The organism is Desulfocurvus thunnarius, assembly GCF_055390965.1.
The window spans coordinates 2,114,525-2,131,609 of record NZ_AP042411.1; the positions used below are offsets into that span (position 1 = coordinate 2,114,525).

At 71.9% G+C, this 17,085-nt stretch carries 18 protein-coding genes; 5 read left to right on the top strand and 13 right to left on the bottom strand.

Features of this window, described 5'->3' with window-relative positions:
- Window positions 1-23 precede the first annotated feature (23 nt).
- From ACZ5KV_RS09215 to ACZ5KV_RS09230, 4 genes are all read left to right on the top strand, one after another.
- Complete coding sequence (locus tag ACZ5KV_RS09215; RefSeq protein ID WP_464239011.1) at window positions 24-308, top strand: DUF4212 domain-containing protein; 285 nt, start codon at window positions 24-26, stop codon at window positions 306-308.
- A 48-nt stretch (window positions 309-356) separates the two neighbouring features.
- The gene (locus ACZ5KV_RS09220) at window positions 357-2,132 is read left to right on the top strand and encodes a sodium:solute symporter family protein (protein ID WP_464239012.1); all 1,776 of its coding nucleotides are present in this window, start codon (window positions 357-359) and stop codon (window positions 2,130-2,132) included.
- A gap of 84 nt (window positions 2,133-2,216) precedes the next feature.
- On the top strand, window positions 2,217-4,166 hold the full coding sequence (locus ACZ5KV_RS09225; RefSeq protein ID WP_464239013.1) for a putative nucleotidyltransferase substrate binding domain-containing protein: 1,950 nt from the start codon (window positions 2,217-2,219) through the stop codon (window positions 4,164-4,166).
- Between the two features lie 50 nt (window positions 4,167-4,216).
- Complete coding sequence (locus ACZ5KV_RS09230) at window positions 4,217-4,957, top strand: 3'-5' exonuclease (protein ID WP_464239014.1); 741 nt, start codon at window positions 4,217-4,219, stop codon at window positions 4,955-4,957.
- 176 nt (window positions 4,958-5,133) lie between these two features.
- On the opposite strand, the gene phnN is transcribed toward ACZ5KV_RS09230, so the two are convergent.
- Genes phnN through phnG form a run of 9 tightly spaced genes read right to left on the bottom strand, consistent with a single transcriptional unit; the run spans window position 5,134 to window position 12,271 of the window.
- Window positions 5,134-5,715, bottom strand: coding sequence for a phosphonate metabolism protein/1,5-bisphosphokinase (PRPP-forming) PhnN (gene phnN, locus ACZ5KV_RS09235; protein WP_464239015.1), 582 nt, complete (start codon window positions 5,713-5,715; stop codon window positions 5,134-5,136).
- On the bottom strand, window positions 5,715-6,428 hold the full coding sequence (locus tag ACZ5KV_RS09240) for a DUF1045 domain-containing protein (RefSeq protein ID WP_464239016.1): 714 nt from the start codon (window positions 6,426-6,428) through the stop codon (window positions 5,715-5,717). Before ACZ5KV_RS09240 ends, phnN begins: the two co-directional genes overlap by 1 nt.
- 42 nt (window positions 6,429-6,470) lie before the next feature.
- Window positions 6,471-7,613: an alpha-D-ribose 1-methylphosphonate 5-triphosphate diphosphatase gene (locus ACZ5KV_RS09245; protein WP_464239017.1), complete on the bottom strand. Its 1,143-nt coding sequence runs from the start codon at window positions 7,611-7,613 to the stop codon at window positions 6,471-6,473.
- On the bottom strand, window positions 7,610-8,329 hold the full coding sequence (gene phnL, locus ACZ5KV_RS09250) for a phosphonate C-P lyase system protein PhnL (RefSeq protein WP_464239018.1): 720 nt from the start codon (window positions 8,327-8,329) through the stop codon (window positions 7,610-7,612). The genes ACZ5KV_RS09245 and phnL overlap by 4 nt, the downstream gene beginning before the upstream one ends.
- Window positions 8,330-8,338: 9 nt before the next feature.
- Window positions 8,339-9,124, bottom strand: a complete 786-nt coding sequence (gene phnK / locus ACZ5KV_RS09255) for a phosphonate C-P lyase system protein PhnK (protein ID WP_464239019.1) — start codon at window positions 9,122-9,124, stop codon at window positions 8,339-8,341.
- Window positions 9,114-10,031, bottom strand: coding sequence for an alpha-D-ribose 1-methylphosphonate 5-phosphate C-P-lyase PhnJ (locus tag ACZ5KV_RS09260; RefSeq protein WP_464239020.1), 918 nt, complete (start codon window positions 10,029-10,031; stop codon window positions 9,114-9,116). Before ACZ5KV_RS09260 ends, phnK begins: the two co-directional genes overlap by 11 nt.
- Window positions 10,015-11,157: a carbon-phosphorus lyase complex subunit gene (locus tag ACZ5KV_RS09265; RefSeq protein WP_464239021.1), complete on the bottom strand. Its 1,143-nt coding sequence runs from the start codon at window positions 11,155-11,157 to the stop codon at window positions 10,015-10,017. Before ACZ5KV_RS09265 ends, ACZ5KV_RS09260 begins: the two co-directional genes overlap by 17 nt.
- Window positions 11,148-11,759 (bottom strand): phosphonate C-P lyase system protein PhnH, encoded by a 612-nt coding sequence (gene phnH, locus ACZ5KV_RS09270; RefSeq protein ID WP_464239022.1) that lies wholly within the window; start codon window positions 11,757-11,759, stop codon window positions 11,148-11,150. The genes ACZ5KV_RS09265 and phnH overlap by 10 nt, the downstream gene beginning before the upstream one ends.
- Window positions 11,756-12,271: a phosphonate C-P lyase system protein PhnG gene (phnG, locus tag ACZ5KV_RS09275; RefSeq protein ID WP_464239023.1), complete on the bottom strand. Its 516-nt coding sequence runs from the start codon at window positions 12,269-12,271 to the stop codon at window positions 11,756-11,758. The genes phnH and phnG overlap by 4 nt, the downstream gene beginning before the upstream one ends.
- A gap of 143 nt (window positions 12,272-12,414) precedes the next feature.
- Here phnG and phnF point away from each other — a divergent pair, with 143 nt between their 5' ends.
- Window positions 12,415-13,137 carry a phosphonate metabolism transcriptional regulator PhnF gene (gene phnF, locus ACZ5KV_RS09280; protein WP_464239024.1) on the top strand — a complete coding sequence of 241 codons (723 nt, stop codon included), beginning with the start codon at window positions 12,415-12,417 and terminating at the stop codon, window positions 13,135-13,137.
- 47 nt (window positions 13,138-13,184) lie between these two features.
- Here the strand turns inward: phnF and phnE are convergent, their stop codons facing one another.
- The 4 genes from phnE to ACZ5KV_RS09300 all read right to left on the bottom strand — a co-directional run bounded on the left by phnE (window position 13,185) and on the right by ACZ5KV_RS09300 (window position 17,077).
- Complete coding sequence (gene phnE / locus ACZ5KV_RS09285) at window positions 13,185-14,306, bottom strand: phosphonate ABC transporter, permease protein PhnE (RefSeq protein ID WP_464239025.1); 1,122 nt, start codon at window positions 14,304-14,306, stop codon at window positions 13,185-13,187.
- Window positions 14,307-14,310: 4 nt separating this feature from the next.
- Entirely contained in the window at window positions 14,311-15,189 is an 879-nt protein-coding gene (phnD, locus tag ACZ5KV_RS09290) for a phosphonate ABC transporter substrate-binding protein (RefSeq protein WP_464239026.1), read from the bottom strand.
- A 61-nt stretch (window positions 15,190-15,250) separates the two neighbouring features.
- The gene (gene phnC, locus ACZ5KV_RS09295) at window positions 15,251-16,078 is read right to left on the bottom strand and encodes a phosphonate ABC transporter ATP-binding protein (protein ID WP_464239027.1); all 828 of its coding nucleotides are present in this window, start codon (window positions 16,076-16,078) and stop codon (window positions 15,251-15,253) included.
- 387 nt (window positions 16,079-16,465) lie between these two features.
- Window positions 16,466-17,077 (bottom strand): LysE/ArgO family amino acid transporter, encoded by a 612-nt coding sequence (locus tag ACZ5KV_RS09300; protein ID WP_464239028.1) that lies wholly within the window; start codon window positions 17,075-17,077, stop codon window positions 16,466-16,468.
- Window positions 17,078-17,085: the final 8 nt, after the last annotated feature.

Below are 17,085 nucleotides of genomic sequence, written 5' to 3' on the forward strand. Positions count from 1 at the left end.
AACGCAAGGGAGGTGCCCGAACCATGACGCAACAGACTCAGGCCCGACAGACGCAGGCAACAGGCTCCATGCGCGACTACTGGCGCAGGAACGTCGGCTACATGGCCGTGCTGCTGGCCATCTGGGCGGCGGTTTCCTACGGCTGCGGCATCGTCTTCGTCGAGCCGCTGAACGCCGTGACCATCGGCGGCTTCCCCCTGGGCTTCTGGTTCGCCCAGCAGGGGTCCATCTTCGTCTTCGTGGTGCTCATCTTCGTCTACTACCTGCTCATGCTCCGGCTGGACAGGAAATACGACGTGCACGAGTAGACCGCCGGAAACCTCGCACAGGGGCGCCCAGGGCGCCGGGGAGCGTATATGACGATCAAAATGTGGACCTATCTTATGGTCGGGCTGACGTTCGGGCTGTACCTGACCATCGCCTGGATGTCGCGGGTCAAGGACACCAGGGGCTTCTACGTGGCAGGCGGCGGCGTGCCGCCCCTGGCCAACGGCATGGCCACCGCCGCCGACTGGATGAGCGCCGCGTCGTTCATCTCCATGGCGGGCATCATTTCCTTCACGGGCTACAGCGGCACGGTCTACCTCATGGGCTGGACCGGGGGCTACGTGCTCCTGGCGCTGCTGCTCGCGCCCTACCTGCGCAAGTTCGGCAAGTTCACGGTGCCGGATTTCGTGGGCGACCGCTACTATTCCGACACCGCGCGGGTGGTGGCCCTGATCTGCGCCATCTTCGTCTCCCTGACCTACGTGGCCGGGCAGATGCGCGGGGTGGGCATCGTGTTCTCGCGCTTCCTGGAAGTGGACGTGAACACCGGCGTCATCATCGGCATGGTCATCGTCTTCGTGTACGCGGGCCTGGGCGGCATGAAGGGCATCACCTGGACCCAGGTGGCCCAGTACCTGGTGCTCATCGTCGCCTTCATCATTCCGGCGGTGGCCATCTCGCGCATGGTCACGGGCAGCTTCATCCCCCAGATCGGCTTCGGTTCCAGCATCCTTTCCGGGCCCGACGCGGGCCGCCATCTGCTGGAAACCCTGGACCAGATCGGCCAGGACCTGGGCTTCGCGGCCTACACCTCGGCCTTCGGCCCGGGCAACAAATCCATGATCGACGTGCTGTGCATGACCCTGGCGCTCATGGTCGGCACCGCCGGGCTGCCCCACGTCATCATCCGTTTCTACACCGTGCCCAGCGTGCGCGCCGCGCGGCTTTCGGCGGGCTATGCCCTGCTGTTCATCGCCATTCTCTACACCACGGCTCCGGCGGTGGCGGCCTTCGCGCGTTACAACATGATCGGTACCGTGAACGAGGCGCCCTACGCCCAGGCCCCGGAGTGGTTCCGGAACTGGGAGCGCACCGGGCTCATCGCCTGGATGGACAAGAACGGCGACGGAGCCATCCAGTACCGCTCCGGGGCGGCCTTCGCGGGCAAGCCCCAGGCCACGGGCCAGACCGGCGCGCACGGCCAGGTGCTGCTGGCCAACGCGCCCTCGGGCGGCGCCAACGAGCTGTACGTGGACCCGGACATCATGGTCCTGGCGAACCCCGAGATCGCCGCGCTGCCCGCCTGGGTCATCGCCCTGGTGGCGGCGGGCGGCCTGGCGGCGGCCCTGTCCACGGCCTCGGGCCTGCTGCTGGTCATCGCCTCCAGCGTGTCGCACGACCTCTACTACCGCGTCATCAACCGCAACGCCTCGGAGCGCGCGCGCCTGACCCTGGGCCGGGTGATGATCGGCGTGGCCGTGTGCGTGGCCGGATATTTCGGCATCAACCCGCCCGGCTTCGTGGCCCAGGTGGTGGCCCTGGCCTTCGGCCTGGGGGCGTCGAGCTTCTTCCCCATCCTGGTGCTGGGCATCTTCTGGAAGCGCGCCACCCGCGAGGGCGCCATCTGCGGCATGGTCGCGGGCATCGGCTTCACCATGCTCTACATCGTGCAGACCAAGTTCCTGGGCGTGGCGCCGTGGTTCATGGGCATAAGCCCCGAGGGTATCGGCGCCGTGGGCATGGTGCTCAACTTCGTGGTCACCGTGGTCGTCTCGGCCCTGACCCCGGCCCCGCCCCAGGCCGTGCAGGACATGGTCGAAACCGTCCGTTTCCCGCGCGGGGCGGGCGCGGCGGTGGATCACTAGGACCAGCGAACCGGGCCGACGGCGCGCCCCGCCCCACGCGGGGCGCGCCCCCGGCCCACAACCCGTCGCAGAACGCAGGACGCCATGAACAGACCCGATCAGGTCTTCTCGGCCCAGGCCTCGGAGCTCGTGCCCTTTCTCGGCCGGACGCTGCCTTTTTCCGACCTGGACCGCCCGGCCCTGGAGGCCCTGGCCCGGGCCTGCACCATCGACTTCCACCCCAAGGGCACCCGCCTGCTGACCCAGGGCGTGACCCTGGTGCAGGACGTGCTGCTCATCCGCAGCGGCGCGGTGAAGCTTTTCCTTGTCCGCGAAGGCCGCGAAGGCCGCGAGGGCGCCCTGCCGGACACGCTCATCGACTACCGCGGCGAGGGCGCCGCCGTGGGCGCCCTGGGCGTCATCCGCGAGGCCCGCGCCAGCCTGAGCGCCGAGACGGTGGAAGACACTTTCTGCTTCAAGATCCCCGGGGCCGTGTTCCGCGCGCTCATCGCCGAGCACCCGGCCATCGCCCAGTACTACTTGCACAACATCTCCGAGAACTACATCGAGCGCGCCTTTTCCGAGCTGCGCCGCCAGCACGCCGACCTGTGCGCGGCCAGCCCCCTGGTGCTGTTCTCCACCCGCGTGGGCGACGTGATCCGTCGCCCGCCGCTGCTGATCGCCCCGGGCAGCAGCCTGCGCGAGGCCGCGGGGATCATGGTCGCCCAGGGCGTGGGGTCGCTGCTGGTCACCGATCCGCACGGCGAGGCCGTGGGCATCGTCACCGACAAGGACCTGCGCCGCGCCGTTGCCGAGGGCGAGCCCCACGACGCGCCCGTGGAGTTCATCATGAGTTCGCCCCTGGCGACCATCGGCCACCGCGAGCCCTGCTTCGACGCCCTGCTGCGCATGATGAGCGCCCAGATCCACCACCTGGCCGTGCTGCGCGAGGGCCGCGTGGCGGGCATGGTCACCGCCCACGACATCATGCTCCTGCAAGGCCGCTCGCCCACGTCGCTGTTCCGCGAGATCGCCGGGGCGCGGACCATGGCCGCCCTGTACCCCCTGGCGGCCAAGGTGCCGACCACCGTGGGCTCCCTGGTGGAGGAGGGCGCCAAGGCCCGCAACATCACGCGCATGGTGACGATCATGAACGACCTGATCCTGGAGAAGCTGCTGGGCTTCGTCCAGGAGGAGCTGGGCCCGGCGCCCGTGCCGTTCTGCTGGCTGCTCATGGGTTCCGAGGGCCGCAAGGAGCAGACCTTCCAGACCGACCAGGACAACGCCCTGGTCTACGCGGACTGCCCCGACCCGGCCGAGGCCGTCCGCTGCGAGGACTATTTCCGGCGCTTCGCCGAGGCGGCCATCGACCACCTGGTGCGCTGCGGCTACCCGCCCTGCCCGGGGGGCATGATGGCCTCCAACCCCCGCTGGCGCATGCCCATGAGCCGGATGCGCGACTTTTTCGAGACCATGGTCCTGTTGCCCGAGCCCGAGGAGGTGCTGCGGGCGACCATTTTCTTCGATTTCCGCCCCGGCTGGGGCCAGGCCGCCCTGGGCGAGACCCTGCGCGACCACGTGGTCGTCCACGCCGCCCGGCAGGACGTGTTCCTGCGCCACCTGGCCCGCCATTGCCTGAGCACCCGGCCGCCCCTGTCCTTCTTCCGCAACATCGTCGTGGACAAGGACGGCGCCCACAAGGACACCCTGGACCTCAAGACCCGCGCACTCACGCCTTTCGTGGATTTCGCCCGGCTGTTCGCCCTGCGCCACGGCCTGCGCGAGACCAACACCTTCGACCGCCTGGAAGCCCTGAAGGACCAGGGCCACATCCCGCCCGACCTGGGCGTGGAGGCCCTGGAGGCCTACGAGTTCCTCATGCAACTGCGCCTGGTGCACCAGATGGCGCGCATCGACGCGGGCGGCGCCCCGGACAATCACCTGAACCCCGCCACCCTCTCGGACCTGGAAAAGCAGACCCTCAAAGAGACCTTCGGCGTGGTCCGCTCGCTGCAAACCTTCGTCAGGGAAGCCTTCAGCCTGAACGTGGGCTGACCCCCGGCCGCTCCCGCCCCGGGAGCCGGGAAGCCCGCAAGGAGTTGATCATGATGACCGCCGCCCCCGCCCCCGTCGCCGCTCTGGCCCGCGTGTTCGCGCGCCTGGGCCGCGCCCCGCAGAGCGAACTGTTGCGCGCCAACCACGACCGCTTCACCACCTTCGACCAGGACCGGCCCCTGGCCGAGTACGAATTCTGCGTCGTGGACACCGAACTCACCGGCCTGGCCCCGGCCAGCGACGAGATCGTCTCCATCGGCGCCGTGCGCATCCGCGACCTGTCCATCACCGCCGATTCCTTCTACACCCTGGTCGCCCCGCGCGGGCCGGTGCCCAAGGCCGCGACCATGATCCACCGCCTGACGCCGGACATGCTGCGCGGCGCCCCGCGCCTGCGCGAGGCCTTTCCGGCCTTTCTGCGCTTTTGCGACGGCGCGCTCCTGGTCGGGCACAACGTGGGCCTGGACCTTTCCTTCCTGAACCGCGCGGCGCGGGCCATCCTCGGCGGCCGCCTGCGCACCCCGTGCATCGACACCATGCGTCTGGCCCAGGTCTACCGCCAGGAGCTGTGGGAGAACTACTACGACCAGTTCGACGGCTCCGTGTCCTACCAGCTCGGGCAGCTCTGCCGCGACTACGGCCTGCCCGCCTTCGACGAGCACAATGCCCTCTACGACGCCATGCAGACGGCCTACCTGTTCCTTTTCCTGGTCAAGAAGCTGCGCTCCGGGGGCATCGTGACCCTGCGCGACCTCTATCTGGCCGGGCGGAGCTGGCGCTGGTACCTGTAGCGGGCCGCCCTGAGGCGGCGGGCTGCCGCGACAGCGGAAAATCCGGGCAGCGCGTGCCTGCGGGGGGCACTGCGCGGTCCGGATTTTTTCGCGCCTTGCGGCGCGCCGTTTGAGGCGGCGTTGCGAACGCTGATTTTTCGACAGCCGGGCGTCGGGCGGGGCGGGAGCCGGGGCCTTCAGACCAGGGCGCGCAGCAGGGCCAGCAGGCGTTCCCCGGCCTGTTCCAGGGGGCCGTCGTTGGCGATGACCGCGAGGCCGGGCAGGGCCGCGGGGTCCTGGGCGGCGGCGCGGGCCACGCGGGCGCGCACGGCGGCGGCGTCTTCGCGGCCGCGGGCCAGCAGGCGCGCTTCGAGCACCTGCGGCGCCGCGCGGATGAGCACGGGCACGAGGCCCGGCCAGCGCGCCCCGGCCCGCCCCAGGGCCGCCCGCGAGCCGTTGGCGACCACCACCAGCCCGGCCCGCAGCCAGGCGTCGATCTCCAGCCCCAGGCCGTAGTGCAGGCCGTTGGCTTCCCAGTGCAGGGCAAAGGCCCCGCGCTCGCGGCGCAGGGCGAACTCCCAGGGCTCCAGGGCCACGTGGTTCTCGCCTCCGGCCCGGGCCGGGCGGGTGATGTAGCGGTGGGCAAAGGCCAGGGGCAGGCCCCGGGCGCGCTCCCGGGCGTAGGCCAGCAGGCTGTCCTTGCCCGCGCCCGAGGCCCCGGTGACCAGCACCAGCCGCCCCGGGCCGGGCGCCGCTTTGCCGGGCGCGGAGCCGGGCATCAGGCCGCCCCGGCCAGGGGGAAGCGCTTGAGCAGGGCGAAGGGCGCGCCCTCGGCGGGCTGGCGGAACACGCACACCTCGCGGACCGGCAGCGGCCGGGCCGCGAAGGGCCGGGCCAGGGCCTCCAGGGCCCGGAGCATCCGGGCGCGCAGCCCGTCGTCCGCCAGGGCTCCGGCCAGGGGCCCGGCCAGGGTCAGGTGGAAGCGGAATTCCTCCAGCACGTAGGGAAAGCCGTAGCGCGCGAGCATGGCCTCCTGCCCCGGGGTCAGCCCCGGGGCCCGGCGGCGGGCCAGCTCCCCGGGCCCGGCCGGGGCCCGGAAGGCGTCCAGGGCCGTGACGCAGCGCGCGGCCAGGGCGTCCAGCTCCGGGCAGGGCCCCTGCGGGCGCAGCACCAGGAACGTGCCCATGGCCTCCGGCGCTAGGGCCGGGGCCGCCACCGGGGCCAGGGCCGCGGCCAGGGCCGCCACGGCGTCCAGCAGCTCCCGCGCGCTACGCCCCGGGGCCAGGGCGAAGGGCGGCTTCAGGGTCGCGTGGAAGCCGTAGGCCCGGGGCGCGGCCGTGGCCCGGGCCAGGATATCGTCGGCCACGCCGGGCACGGTGGCCTGGATGCAGGCCGCGCCGGTGGCGGCGTCGCGGCCCAGCCAGCGCGCCCCGAAGGCCGCCAGGGCGCTGCCGTGCTCCGGGGCGTAGTACAGGGCGAATCGTTCGGTCATGGCGGTGTTCTCCTTTTCTGCCTTCTTCTGCCGCGCGGCCCGCTAGAGGATGCGCGCCCCCCGCTTCCAGACCTGGTGGACCACCGGGTGGCCCTCGACCATGCGCACGCGCACCAGGTCGGCCCGCAGGCCCGGGGCGATGCGTCCCCGGTCGTCCAGGCCCAGGGCCCGGGCCGGGTTGTCCGTGACCAGGGCCACGGCCCCGGGCAGGGGCAGGCCCAGGTCGCCGTGCAGCAGGAAGGCCGCGTGCAGCAGGCTGGCGGGCACGTAGTCCGAGGACAGGATGTCCAGCAGCCCGGCCGCGGCCATGTCCCGCGCGGAGACGTTGCCCGAGTGCGACCCGCCGCGAACCACGTTGGGCGCGCCCATGACGATGGCCAGCCCGCGCTCCCGGCAGCGGCGCGCGGCGGCCTCGGTGGTCGGGAATTCGCTGATGGCCACGCCTTCGTCCCCGGCGCGGTCCACGTGCTCCTCGGTGGTGTCGTCGTGGCTGGCCAGGGGCACGCCGCGCCGGCGGCACAGCTCCACCACCCGCGCGCGCTGCGCCGGGGCCACCCGCTCCTGCACGGCGCGCAGCTCGGCCACCATGGCTTCGAACTGTTCGTCGCTCCAGTTCATGTGCCCGTAGTACTCGCGGTATTTTTCGTGGGAGGTGAACTGGCGTTGGCCCGGGGTGTGGTCCATGAGCGAGACCAGCCGCAGCAGCGGGTCGTCGGCCAGGGGCTCGAAGTGCTCCATGACGATGGGGTCGCAGATTTCGCAGCGCAGGTGCAGCAGGTGGTCGGCCCGCAGCACGTCGGTGCGCCGCCCGTGGCGCACGGCCTCCACGGACAGGGCGAAGATCGTCCGGCGCATCTTGCCCTCGTTCAGTTCGCCGCAGCAGATGCTGTCGAGCACGGTGGTGATGCCCGCCCCGGCCACCTGGGTGTCGTGGGCCATGAGCGCGGCCAGGGCCGAGGGCCAGAGCACCCCGGGCCGGGGCATGAGCTGGCGCTCCAGGTTGTCGGTGTGCGGCTCGATGAGCCCGGGGATGAGCACGTCGCCCCCGAGGTCCACGGCGCCGGGCGCCCGGCTGGGGCCCCGGTCCACGGCGCGGATCAGCCCGTCGGCCAGAGTCACGCTGCCGGAAAACATGTCCTCGCGGGTGACCACGAGGGCGTTGGTCAGGATGGTTTCGCTGCTCATGCGGCGCTCCCGATGGGTTGCATGGGGTGGAGACGGTCGGCCACGGCGTCGCGGACCTCCTCGTCGTGAAAAATGCCGACCACGGCCGTGCCCCGGGCCTTGGCCTCGCGGATCAGGCCCACGACCACGGCGCGGTTGTGCGCGTCCAGGCTGGCGGTGGGCTCGTCCAGCAGCAGCACCGGGCAGGGTTTGACGAAGCCCCGGGCGATGTTTACGCGCTGCTGCTCGCCGCCGGAAAAGGTGGACGGCGCGAGGCCCCACAGGCGTTCGGGGATGTTCAGCCGCGCCAGCAGGGCCCCGGCGCGCTCGCGGGCCTCGGCCCGGGGCAGGCCCTCGTCGGTGAGCGGCGCGGCCACGATGTCCAGGCAGGCCACGCGCGGGATGACCCGCAGGAACTGGCTGACGTGGCCCAGGGTCCGGCGGCGCACGTCGAGCACCGTGCGCGGGTCGGCGCGCGCGAGGTCCACGACGCGGCCCTGGTGCAGCACGGCCACGCTGCCTGCCTGGGGCTTGTAGTTGGCGTACAGCGCGCGCAGCAGGGTGGATTTGCCCGTGCCCGAGGGCCCGGCCAGGGCCACGCACTCGCCGCGCAGCACGTGGAAGTCCAGGTCGCGCAGCACGGGCAGCTCCGTGCCGCCCTGGTTGTGCAGGATGAAGGTCTTGGTCAGGCCCCGGGCCTCCACGAGGGCCCCGGGGCGCATGGCGATGTCGGTCATTGTCGCGTCCTATGCCTGGAGGATGGATGACACCAGAAGCTGGCTGTAGGGGTGCTGCGGGTCGTCGAGCACCTGGTCGGTCAGGCCCGCCTCCACCACCTCGCCCCCGCGCATGACCATCAGCCGGTGGGCCAGCAGGCGCGCCACGGCCAGATCGTGGGTCACCAGGACCACGGCCAGGCCCAGCTCGGCCACCAGCCCGCGCAGCAGGTCCAGCAGCCGGGCCTGGACGGACACGTCCAGGCCGCCGGTGGGTTCGTCCATGAACAGCAGCCGGGGCAGGGTCACCAGATTGCGGGCGATCTGCAAGCGTTGCTGCATGCCGCCGGAAAAGGTGCGCGGCAGGTCGTCGATGCGCGCGGGGTCGATCTCCACCCGGGCCAGCCAGGCCAGGGCCTCGGCGCGGATGCGCCCGTAGTGCCGCGCGCCCGTGCCCATGAGCCGCTCGCCGATGTTCGCCCCGGCGGAGACGGCCATGCGCAGCCCGTCGCGCGGGTTCTGGTGCACCAGGCCCCAGTCGGTGCGCATGAGCCGTCTGCGGTCGGGCTCGGGGCAGCGGTGCACGTCGAGGGCGGGGCCCCGGGCCGGGCGGTAGGTCACGCTGCCCGCGCTGGGGGCCAGGGTGCCCGCAAGGCAGGCCAGCAGCGTGCTCTTGCCCGAGCCCGACTCGCCCACGATGCCCAGCACCTCGCCGGGGAAGAGGTCGAACGCCACGTCGCGGCAGCCCAGGTGGGCGCCGTAGTGCTTGCCCAGGCCCCGGGCCGTCAGCAGGGGGGCGGCGGTTTCAGGATGCATGGGCGGGTTCCTCCTCGGGGTGCGCGGCGCCCTGGGGGCCGGTGTGCCCGGCCTCGCGCCGGGCGCGGCAGTGGTCGCTGTCCGAGCAGACGAACATCCGCCCGCCCGCGTCGTCCACGACGATTTCGTCCAGGTAGCTGTCCGTCGCGCCGCACAGCCCGCAGCACTGCTCCCAGCGCTGGACCTCGAAGGGATGGTCCTCGAAGTCCAGGCTCTGGACCCGCGTGTACGGCGGGATGGCGTAGATGCGCTGCTCGCGCCCGGCGCCGAAGAGCTGGATGGCCGGGCAGCGGTCCAGCTTGGGGTTGTCGAACTTGGGGATGGGCGAGGGCGAGGTCACGTAGCGCCCGGCCACGCGCGCGGGGTAGTCGTAGCTGGTGGCGATGCGCCCGTGGCGGGCGATGTCCTCGTAGAGCTTGACGTGCATGACGCCGTATTCCTCGTGGGCGTGCATGGCGCGGGTTTCGGGCTCGCGCGGCTCCATCCAGCGCAGGGGCTCGGGGATGGGCACCTGGTAGACCAGGATCTGGCCTTCGGTCAGCGGGGCTTCGGGCACGCGGTGGCGGGTCTGGATCACCGTGGCCCGGGCGGTGCGCGTGGTGGTTGCCACGCCGGTGGTCCGCGCGAAGAAGCCCCGGATGGACACGGCGTTGGTGGTGTCGTCGCTGCCCTGGTCGATGACCTTGAGCACGTCGCCCGCGCCGATGACCGCCGCGGTGACCTGCATGCCGCCGGTGCCCCAGCCGTAGGGCATGGGCATCTCGCGGCTGGCGAAGGGCACCTGGTAGCCGGGGATGGCCACGGCCTTGAGGATGGCCCGGCGCAGCATGGCCTTGGTCTGCTCGTCGAGGTAGGCGAAGTTGTAGCCCGCAAGGCCCCGGGCCGGGGTGTCAGGAGTTGGGATCATGATCGTCCTCCCGCGCGGCGCGGCGCTGGAAATATTCCTGGCGCAGCCTGCGCAAAAGCTCCAGGTCGCCCTGGAAGTCCACGTGGTGCGGCAGCTTGAGGTGCGAGGTGAAGCCCTGGGCCTCCACGTTGTCCGAGTGCAGCAGCACGAATTCCTCGTCCTGGGCCGGGGCGGTCGGGTCTTCGCCCAGCTCGCGGGCGCGCAGGGCGCGGTCCACCAGGGCCATGGACATGGCCTTGCGCTCGCAGAACCCGAAGGTCAGCCCGTAGCCGCGCGTGAGCCGGGGCGGGGCGTCCGCCGCACCGGTGAAGCGGTTGACCATCTGGCATTCGGTGACGGTGACCTCGCCGATGCCCACGGCGAAGCCCAGCTCCTCGGGGATGATCTCCACCTCCACCTCGCCCATGCGCAGCTCGGCGGCGAAGGGGTGGGTGTCGCCGAAGCCGCGCTGGGTGGAGTAGCCCAGGGCCAGCAGGAAGCCCTCGTCGGCCCGGGCCAGGTTTTGCAGGCGCAGGTCGCGCCCGGCGGGCAGGGTCAGCGGGTCGCGGGTCAGATCGCCCACCGGGGCCTCGGCCGCGCCGGGAGCCTCGGGTTCCAGCAGGCCCTCGTCGGCCAGCAGCGCCGTGACCCGGGGCAGGAGACCCCGGGACGGGGCGGCCTGGGCGCCGGGGGCGCCGGTGTCGGCTTCGGCGGCCGGGGCCCCGGGAGCCGGGCCGCCGGACGCCAGCAGCGAGAAGTCCAGCAGGCGGTGGGTGTAGTCGAAGGTCGGGCCCAGCACCTGGCCGCCGGGCAGGTCCTTGAAGGTTGCCGAGATGCGTCGCCGGGGGGCCATGGCCGCCGTGTCCAGGGGCCGGGTCGCGGCCAGGCGGGGCAGGGTCGTGCGGTAGGCGCGCACCAGGAAGACGGCTTCCACCAGGTCGCCGTGGGCCTGCTTGATGGCCAGGGCGGCCAGCTCGCGGTCGTAGAGCGAACCTTCGGTCATCACGCGGTCCACGGCCAGGGAAAGCTGCTGGTCGATCTGGGCCACGTCCAGCTCGGGCACGGCGGGGTCGCCGCGCCGGGTGGCGGCCAGCAGGCGATGGGCGTTGGCGATGGCCGCCTCGCCGCCCTTGACGGCTACGTACATGGCGTCTCCTCGATGCGTGTGGTGCGCGGCAGGCAGGCCAGGGCTCCGGGCGCGGCCAGCACCACGTCCAGGCCCATGGGGAACAGCGGGTCCAGGGCCGCCCGGGCGCGGGCGAACCCCGGGGCCAGCCCGGCCACGGCCAGACGCCGCGTGCCGGGGATGCCCGGGCCGCGCAGGGTCCAGCCCCGGTCCGGGGCCAGCCCGGCGACGGCCAGCACCAGGGTCGCGGAGCGGTCGGGATATTCCGGGCTGCCGGGGTTGAAGGCCGTCAGGTCGGGCAGGCGCAGGCCGTCGCCGACCACGGCGAAGGCCGCCCGGGCCGGGTCGTCCGTCAGCGGCGCGTTGCAGGAAAAGCGCAGCCAGGCGCGGGCCTGGGGCGTGTCCGCCGCCGGGTCCAGCCACAGGGGCGTGTCCAGGTCGGCCAGGGTCAGCAATGCGGCGGCGGCAGCGGGATTCAGCCCCGGCACGGCGCCGGGCGCGGCGGGCAGCAGCCGGATCGTTCCGGGCCGGGCCATGGCCTCCAGCAGGGCGCGGAATACGCCCTGGGCGCCATGCACCGGGTCGGCGAAACCCGGGGCCGGGGTGGTGGTGGCGGCGTTCACCGGGCGTCCTCCCCGCGCACCAGGGTGAAGAACTCCACCCGGGTGGGCGCCGTGGCCCGGGCGGCCCGGGCGCGACGGTCGGCCTCGGCGGCGGCCAGGGGGGCGACGACGGCCTCCAGCAGCCCCGGGCCCAGGGCCGGGTGCTGCAACAGGGCGTCGAACACGGCGGCCAGCTCGGCCTTGCGCGCGTCGCGCCCGGCGACGTAGCCCAGGCCCAGAATGCCGCCCGCGTCGCCGCCCGCGCTGTCCGGGGAACCTTCCGGGGCGGGGCCCGCAAGGCGCACGGCGCAGCGGGTCATGGTCATTTCGCCGAGGTTGAAGGGCGCGCCGTCGCCGCCCATGCGCGCGCGTACCAGGGCCAGCCCGGTCTGCGCCGGGCGCAGCACCGTGTAGCCGGGCCGGGAGGCGAGGCTCAGCCAGGCGCGCTCCAGGGCCCCGGGGGCCGAGCGGGCCAGCAGGCCCATCCAGCGCCGCCGCCGGGTGGTTTCGGAATCGGGATCGCTCTGGGTCATGGCGTCATCCTTTCGTCATGGTTGTCCGGTTATCTAGACATCTTGCGGCGCGCCGGAGCCTCTTCGGCCCGGCGTCCGGTTGTGCGCCGTCAGCGCGGAAAACGGGAGAAACGGAGAAACCTGCGGGCCCCGGGGAGGGAACCATGGCACTGGAACGCGGCAGCGGCGTCGCCCTGTGGCGCCAGATACAGCGCATTCTCGAAGCGGAAATCGCCGCCCCGGCGGCGGCCCCGGGCGACCGGCTGGCCACCGAGGCCGTGCTTTCGGCACGCTTCGGCGTGAACCGCCACACCGTGCGCCGGGCGCTCCAGGCCCTGGAGTCGCGCGGGCTGATCCGCGTGGAGCAGGGCCGGGGCGCCTTCGTCAGCGAGGATGTGGTGTGCTACGACCTCTCGCGCCGGGTGCGCTTTTCCGAAAACCTGCTGGCCCAGCGCCGCACCCCGGGGGGCGAGGTGCTCGAGTACGAGGTGGCGCCCGTGGAGGGCCGGGTGGCGAGGGTGTTGCGCCTTCTGCCCGGCGAGCTGGCCGAGCATATGGAAACCCTGTCCCGCGTGGACGGCCAGGGCCTGCTGGTCTGCTCGCACTACTTTCCCCACGCCCGTTTTCCGGGCATCGGCGCGGCGTACCGCGAGACGGGCTCGGTTACCACCAGCCTGGCGCGCTACGGCGTACGCGACTATGTGCGCCGCGAAACGCGCATCACCGCGCGGCTGCCCAGCGCCCGCGACGCGCGCCTGCTGGGCCAGCCCCGGCGTAAGCCGGTGCTCGTGGTGGAGAGCGTCAACGTGGACGACCAGGGCCGCCCCGTGGAATACGGCTTCACGCGCTGGGCCTCGGGCCGCGTGGAATTCGTCGTGCGGCCGTAAGGGCCGCCGGGGCCCCGCGGCCCGCGCGCCGCGCGCCGCGCCCATGGCTAGACGAACCTCTTGCGCAGCACGCCGCACAGCGAGTCGATGATGGTCACCGTGATGATGACCATGATCATCATGGTGCAGACCTCGCGGTAGAGGTAGCCGTTGATCTTGTCGAACATGAGAAAGCCGATGCCGCCCGCGCCCACGAAGCCCAGGATGCTCGCGCTGCGCACGTTGGACTCGAAGCGCAGCAGGCTGTAGCTGACCACCAGCGGCATGACCTGCGGCAGCACCGAGAAGGCCATGATCTGCGTGGGCCCGGCGCCCGAGGCCTCCACGGCCTCGACCTGCCCGGGTTCGATGGCCTCGATGGCCTCGGAGAACACCTTGCCCAGGATGCCGAAGGTGTGGATCGCCAGGGCCATGACCCCCGCGAAGGGCCCCAGGCCGATGACGGCCACGAAGATCAGGGCCATGACGAATTCGTTGAATCCGCGGCAGAAGTCGAGCACGCGGCGCACGCCGAAGTGGACCCCGGCGCGCGCGCCCCGGGCCAGGCGGCCCTCGCCGGAGATCATCAGCTTCAGGGTGTTGCGCGCGGCGAACATGGAGGCCGGAATGGCCGCCAGGAAGGCGAACAGCGTGCCCCAGATGGCGATGGCCACGGTTTCGATGAGCGCCCGGGAGTAGTGCAGCAGGTTGCGGGCGTGGATGTCGGGCGGAAAGTAGCCGCCCCTGCGCTCGCGGGCGATGCGCCGGTATTCCTCGTCCACGATGGCGTCCAGCTCCTCGGGCGTCATGGCCGCCATGCGCCGGGCGGCCAGCTCGCGCGCCTCTTCCTGCAGGGCCATGTCGTCGATTTTCTCGCCGCGCTCCTGGTAGGCGTCGCGCAGGTCCATGGCCGCTTCTTCCTGGACGATGATCTCGGGCAGGCGCCGGGCCTGTTCCATGGCCCTGGCCTCGTCCATCTCCGAAAGCTGGCGCCCGAAGAGGTAGTCGAAGGCGTTCTGGCGCTTGTTGTACAGCGCCAGCGGGTCGATGCCCGTGGACACCCACGACGCCACGAGCGTCGCCACGATGATGGCCCCCAGGGCCCCCATGGCCGCCCTCTGCTTGAGGGTCGGCCTGGGGGTCACCTGGGCCAGGGTCAGGTCGCAGTGCGTGTCTGCGGTTGCCATCATGTCCCTACTTCTGCTCAAGCTGCTTCTTCAGCCGGTTCAGGTAGCGGATGATGTCGTAGGTCTTGTCGTCGGCGGGCTGGTAGCCGCCCATGGCCAGCTTTTCCAGGATCTGCTTGTCGGAGTTGACCGTGATGAGCGCACCGGCGAAGGCGGCCTTGAGGCTGGAGGGCAGGTCGGCCCGGGCGGCCATGGGCGCGCCGGGGATCAGCTCGGAGGTCCACAGGACGGTGAAGTCGTCCTTGGACACGGAGCCCTTTTCGATCATGCGGTCCAGGTCGATGTCGTTGGTGGCGGCCACTTCCACGCCGCCGTTCTTCACCGCGAGCATGGACGCGCCGTGGGAGCCGGAGAAGCGCACCTCGGAGAAGTACTCCTCGGGCTTGACCTTCAGGTCGCGCGCAAAGAGCACGTTGGGCACCAGGAAGCCGGAGGTGGAGTTGGGGTCGGTGAAGGCGAAGGTGTGGCCCTTGGCCTGCTCCATGGTGGTGATGCCCGAATCCTTGCGGGCGATGATGATGCCCTTGTAGCCGGGCATGCCGTCGGTGCCGCATTCGAGCACCAGTGCCTCGGCCCCGGCCTTTTCGGCGGCCTCGACGTAGCTCTTGGGCCCGAAGTAGCCGAAGTCGATGTGCTTGTTGGCCATGGCGGTGATGATGCCCGCGTAGTCGGAGGCGGTGAACACCTCGACCTTGATGCCCAGGATCTTCTCCAGGTGCTCGGAGAGGATCTGGAAGCGCTTGGCGCTGTCGGCGGCGCCCTCGGTGGGGATGACGCCCAGCTTGACCGCGGAGGGCCAGGAGGCGGGGTTGGCCTGGGCCACGGAGTGCAGCAGGCCCACGGTGGCCAGGGCGGCCACGAAAAGTACCGTCAGGATGCGTTTCATCGTCGGTTCCTCCAAATGGGGTGTTGGGTATCGCGTCCCGCCCGGGGGCGGGGAGGCTGCTCTAGGCGGCGCTCAACTGGCCGAAGGCCTCGCCGACCTTGGCGCCGTAGATGCCGGTGATGACTTCGTCGTCCAGGTCGGCGGGGCGGCCCTCGAAGCAGACCCGGCCCCGCGCCATGCCCAGCACGCGGCGCCCGTAGTCGCGGGCGAACTCGATGTGGTGCAGGTTCACGAGCACCGGGATGTGGTGCGTTTCGTGGATGTGCATCAGGGTGTCCATGACCGTTTCGGCGCTGCGCGGGTCCAGGCTGGCGATGGGCTCGTCGGCCAGGAAGACCTCGGGCTCCTGGGCCAGGGCCCGGGCGATGGCCACCCGCTGCTGCTGCCCGCCCGAAAGGGTGTCCGCCCGCTGGAAGGCCAGGTCGGCGATGCCCACGTGGCGCAGGCATTCGAAGGCGAACTCCCTTTCGTTGCGCGGGAACACGCGCGCCAGGCTCATGGCCAGGCCCAGGGGCGCGGTGTTGAAGCGCAGGCGGCCCACGAGCACGTTTTCCAGCACCGTCAGGCGGCGTACCAGGTGGAACTGCTGGAAGATCATGCCCACCCGGCGGCGCACCGAGCGCAGCCCGCGCCCGGAGACGTGGGTCACGTCCTCGCCGAACAGGCGCACCGTGCCCCCCGTGGGCCGCACCAGCCGGTTCAGGCAACGCAGCAGGGTGGACTTGCCCGCGCCCGACGAGCCGATGATGGCCACGAAGTCGCTCTTGTCGACGGCCAGGGTCACGTCCGTCAGGGCGCGCGTGCCGTTGGGGTAGATCTTGGTCAGGCTGCGGGTGCGGATGGCGTTGCCCGGATGGGCGCCCAGTTTGGTGGTGGTGGCTGCGGTCATGGTGTCCTCCTCGGAGCGGCTTGCCCGGCTCCACTCAAGCACCTAGACCCGCAGTGTGATGAAACGGTGACGGGGATGTTGTGATCCGTTGAAGGCCGGGCGCGGTCTAGACGAGGGCGGCATTCGTCTACCCCCGGGGCGCCGCCGGGCGACCCCGGGCAACACACTTGAAAACAAGGGGAAAATAACCCCGGAGCCCGGCAGGAGCCGAAAGGAGCGGCGGACGACACCCGGCGCCGGGATATTGGAACTCCCCCGGGCCGGACAGGCCGAGGAGGTCCTCCTCCTCGGCCTGTCCGGCCCGGGCGTGCGGGGTCCAGGGGGCGTCGCCCCCTGGCGGGTGCAGGGCGGAGCCCTGCCCGCCGGAGGCCCGCCAGCCCGCCTGGCCTACCCCAGAGCCCCGCGCAGCAGCCCGGCGCCGATGCCCCACATGGTGGCGCAGACCAGGGCGTCCAGCGCTCGCCAGGCCGCCGGGCGCGTGAAGACCGGGGCCAGCAGCCGCCCGCCCAGGCCCAGGCCCAGGAACCACGACAGGGACGCGCACGCCGCCCCCGCGCCGAAGACGTAGCGCCCCGGCCCCGGGAACTGGCCGCTCAGGCTGCCGAGCATGACCACCGTGTCCAGGTAGACGTGCGGGTTCAGCAGGGTCACGGCCAGGGTCGCCGCCAGGGTCGCGCCCAGGCCGGCCGGGCCCTGGGCGCCCACGTCCAGCCGCCCGCCGCGCAGGGCCGAGCGCAGGGCCCCCAGGCCGTACCAGAACAGGAACGCCGCTCCGGCCCAGGCCGCCACGCGGCCCAAAAGCGGGCTGGCCGCCACCGCCGCGCCCATTCCGGCCACCCCCGCGCCGATGAGCAGCGCGTCGCACAGGCTGCACAGCAGGGCCACGGCCCAGGCGTGGTTGCGGCGCACGCTCTGGGTCAGGACGAAAGCGTTCTGCGCGCCGATGGCCACGATGAGCCCGCCCCCGACCCCGAAGCCCTGGAAGAACGGCATGAGCATGAAAAAGC

What these genes read in the sequence shown, in the direction of transcription:
- phnE (WP_464239025.1), bottom strand. Translation starts at nt 14,306, where the DNA reads ATGATGGCAACCGCAGACACGCACTGCGACCTGACCCTGGCCCAGGTG.
- ACZ5KV_RS09245 (WP_464239017.1), bottom strand. Translation starts at nt 7,613, where the DNA reads ATGAGCAGCGAAACCATCCTGACCAACGCCCTCGTGGTCACCCGCGAG.
- phnG (WP_464239023.1), bottom strand. Translation starts at nt 12,271, where the DNA reads ATGACCCAGAGCGATCCCGATTCCGAAACCACCCGGCGGCGGCGCTGG.
- ACZ5KV_RS09230 (WP_464239014.1), top strand. Translation starts at nt 4,217, where the DNA reads ATGATGACCGCCGCCCCCGCCCCCGTCGCCGCTCTGGCCCGCGTGTTC.
- phnC (WP_464239027.1), bottom strand. Translation starts at nt 16,078, where the DNA reads ATGACCGCAGCCACCACCACCAAACTGGGCGCCCATCCGGGCAACGCC.
- ACZ5KV_RS09265 (WP_464239021.1), bottom strand. Translation starts at nt 11,157, where the DNA reads ATGTACGTAGCCGTCAAGGGCGGCGAGGCGGCCATCGCCAACGCCCAT.
- phnD (WP_464239026.1), bottom strand. Translation starts at nt 15,189, where the DNA reads ATGAAACGCATCCTGACGGTACTTTTCGTGGCCGCCCTGGCCACCGTG.
- phnF (WP_464239024.1), top strand. Translation starts at nt 12,415, where the DNA reads ATGGCACTGGAACGCGGCAGCGGCGTCGCCCTGTGGCGCCAGATACAG.
- phnK (WP_464239019.1), bottom strand. Translation starts at nt 9,124, where the DNA reads ATGCATCCTGAAACCGCCGCCCCCCTGCTGACGGCCCGGGGCCTGGGC.
- ACZ5KV_RS09240 (WP_464239016.1), bottom strand. Translation starts at nt 6,428, where the DNA reads ATGACCGAACGATTCGCCCTGTACTACGCCCCGGAGCACGGCAGCGCC.
- ACZ5KV_RS09215 (WP_464239011.1), top strand. Translation starts at nt 24, where the DNA reads ATGACGCAACAGACTCAGGCCCGACAGACGCAGGCAACAGGCTCCATG.
- phnL (WP_464239018.1), bottom strand. Translation starts at nt 8,329, where the DNA reads ATGACCGACATCGCCATGCGCCCCGGGGCCCTCGTGGAGGCCCGGGGC.
- ACZ5KV_RS09220 (WP_464239012.1), top strand. Translation starts at nt 357, where the DNA reads ATGACGATCAAAATGTGGACCTATCTTATGGTCGGGCTGACGTTCGGG.
- ACZ5KV_RS09225 (WP_464239013.1), top strand. Translation starts at nt 2,217, where the DNA reads ATGAACAGACCCGATCAGGTCTTCTCGGCCCAGGCCTCGGAGCTCGTG.
- ACZ5KV_RS09300 (WP_464239028.1), bottom strand. Translation starts at nt 17,077, where the DNA reads ATGCTCATGCCGTTCTTCCAGGGCTTCGGGGTCGGGGGCGGGCTCATC.
- ACZ5KV_RS09260 (WP_464239020.1), bottom strand. Translation starts at nt 10,031, where the DNA reads ATGATCCCAACTCCTGACACCCCGGCCCGGGGCCTTGCGGGCTACAAC.
- phnN (WP_464239015.1), bottom strand. Translation starts at nt 5,715, where the DNA reads ATGCCCGGCTCCGCGCCCGGCAAAGCGGCGCCCGGCCCGGGGCGGCTG.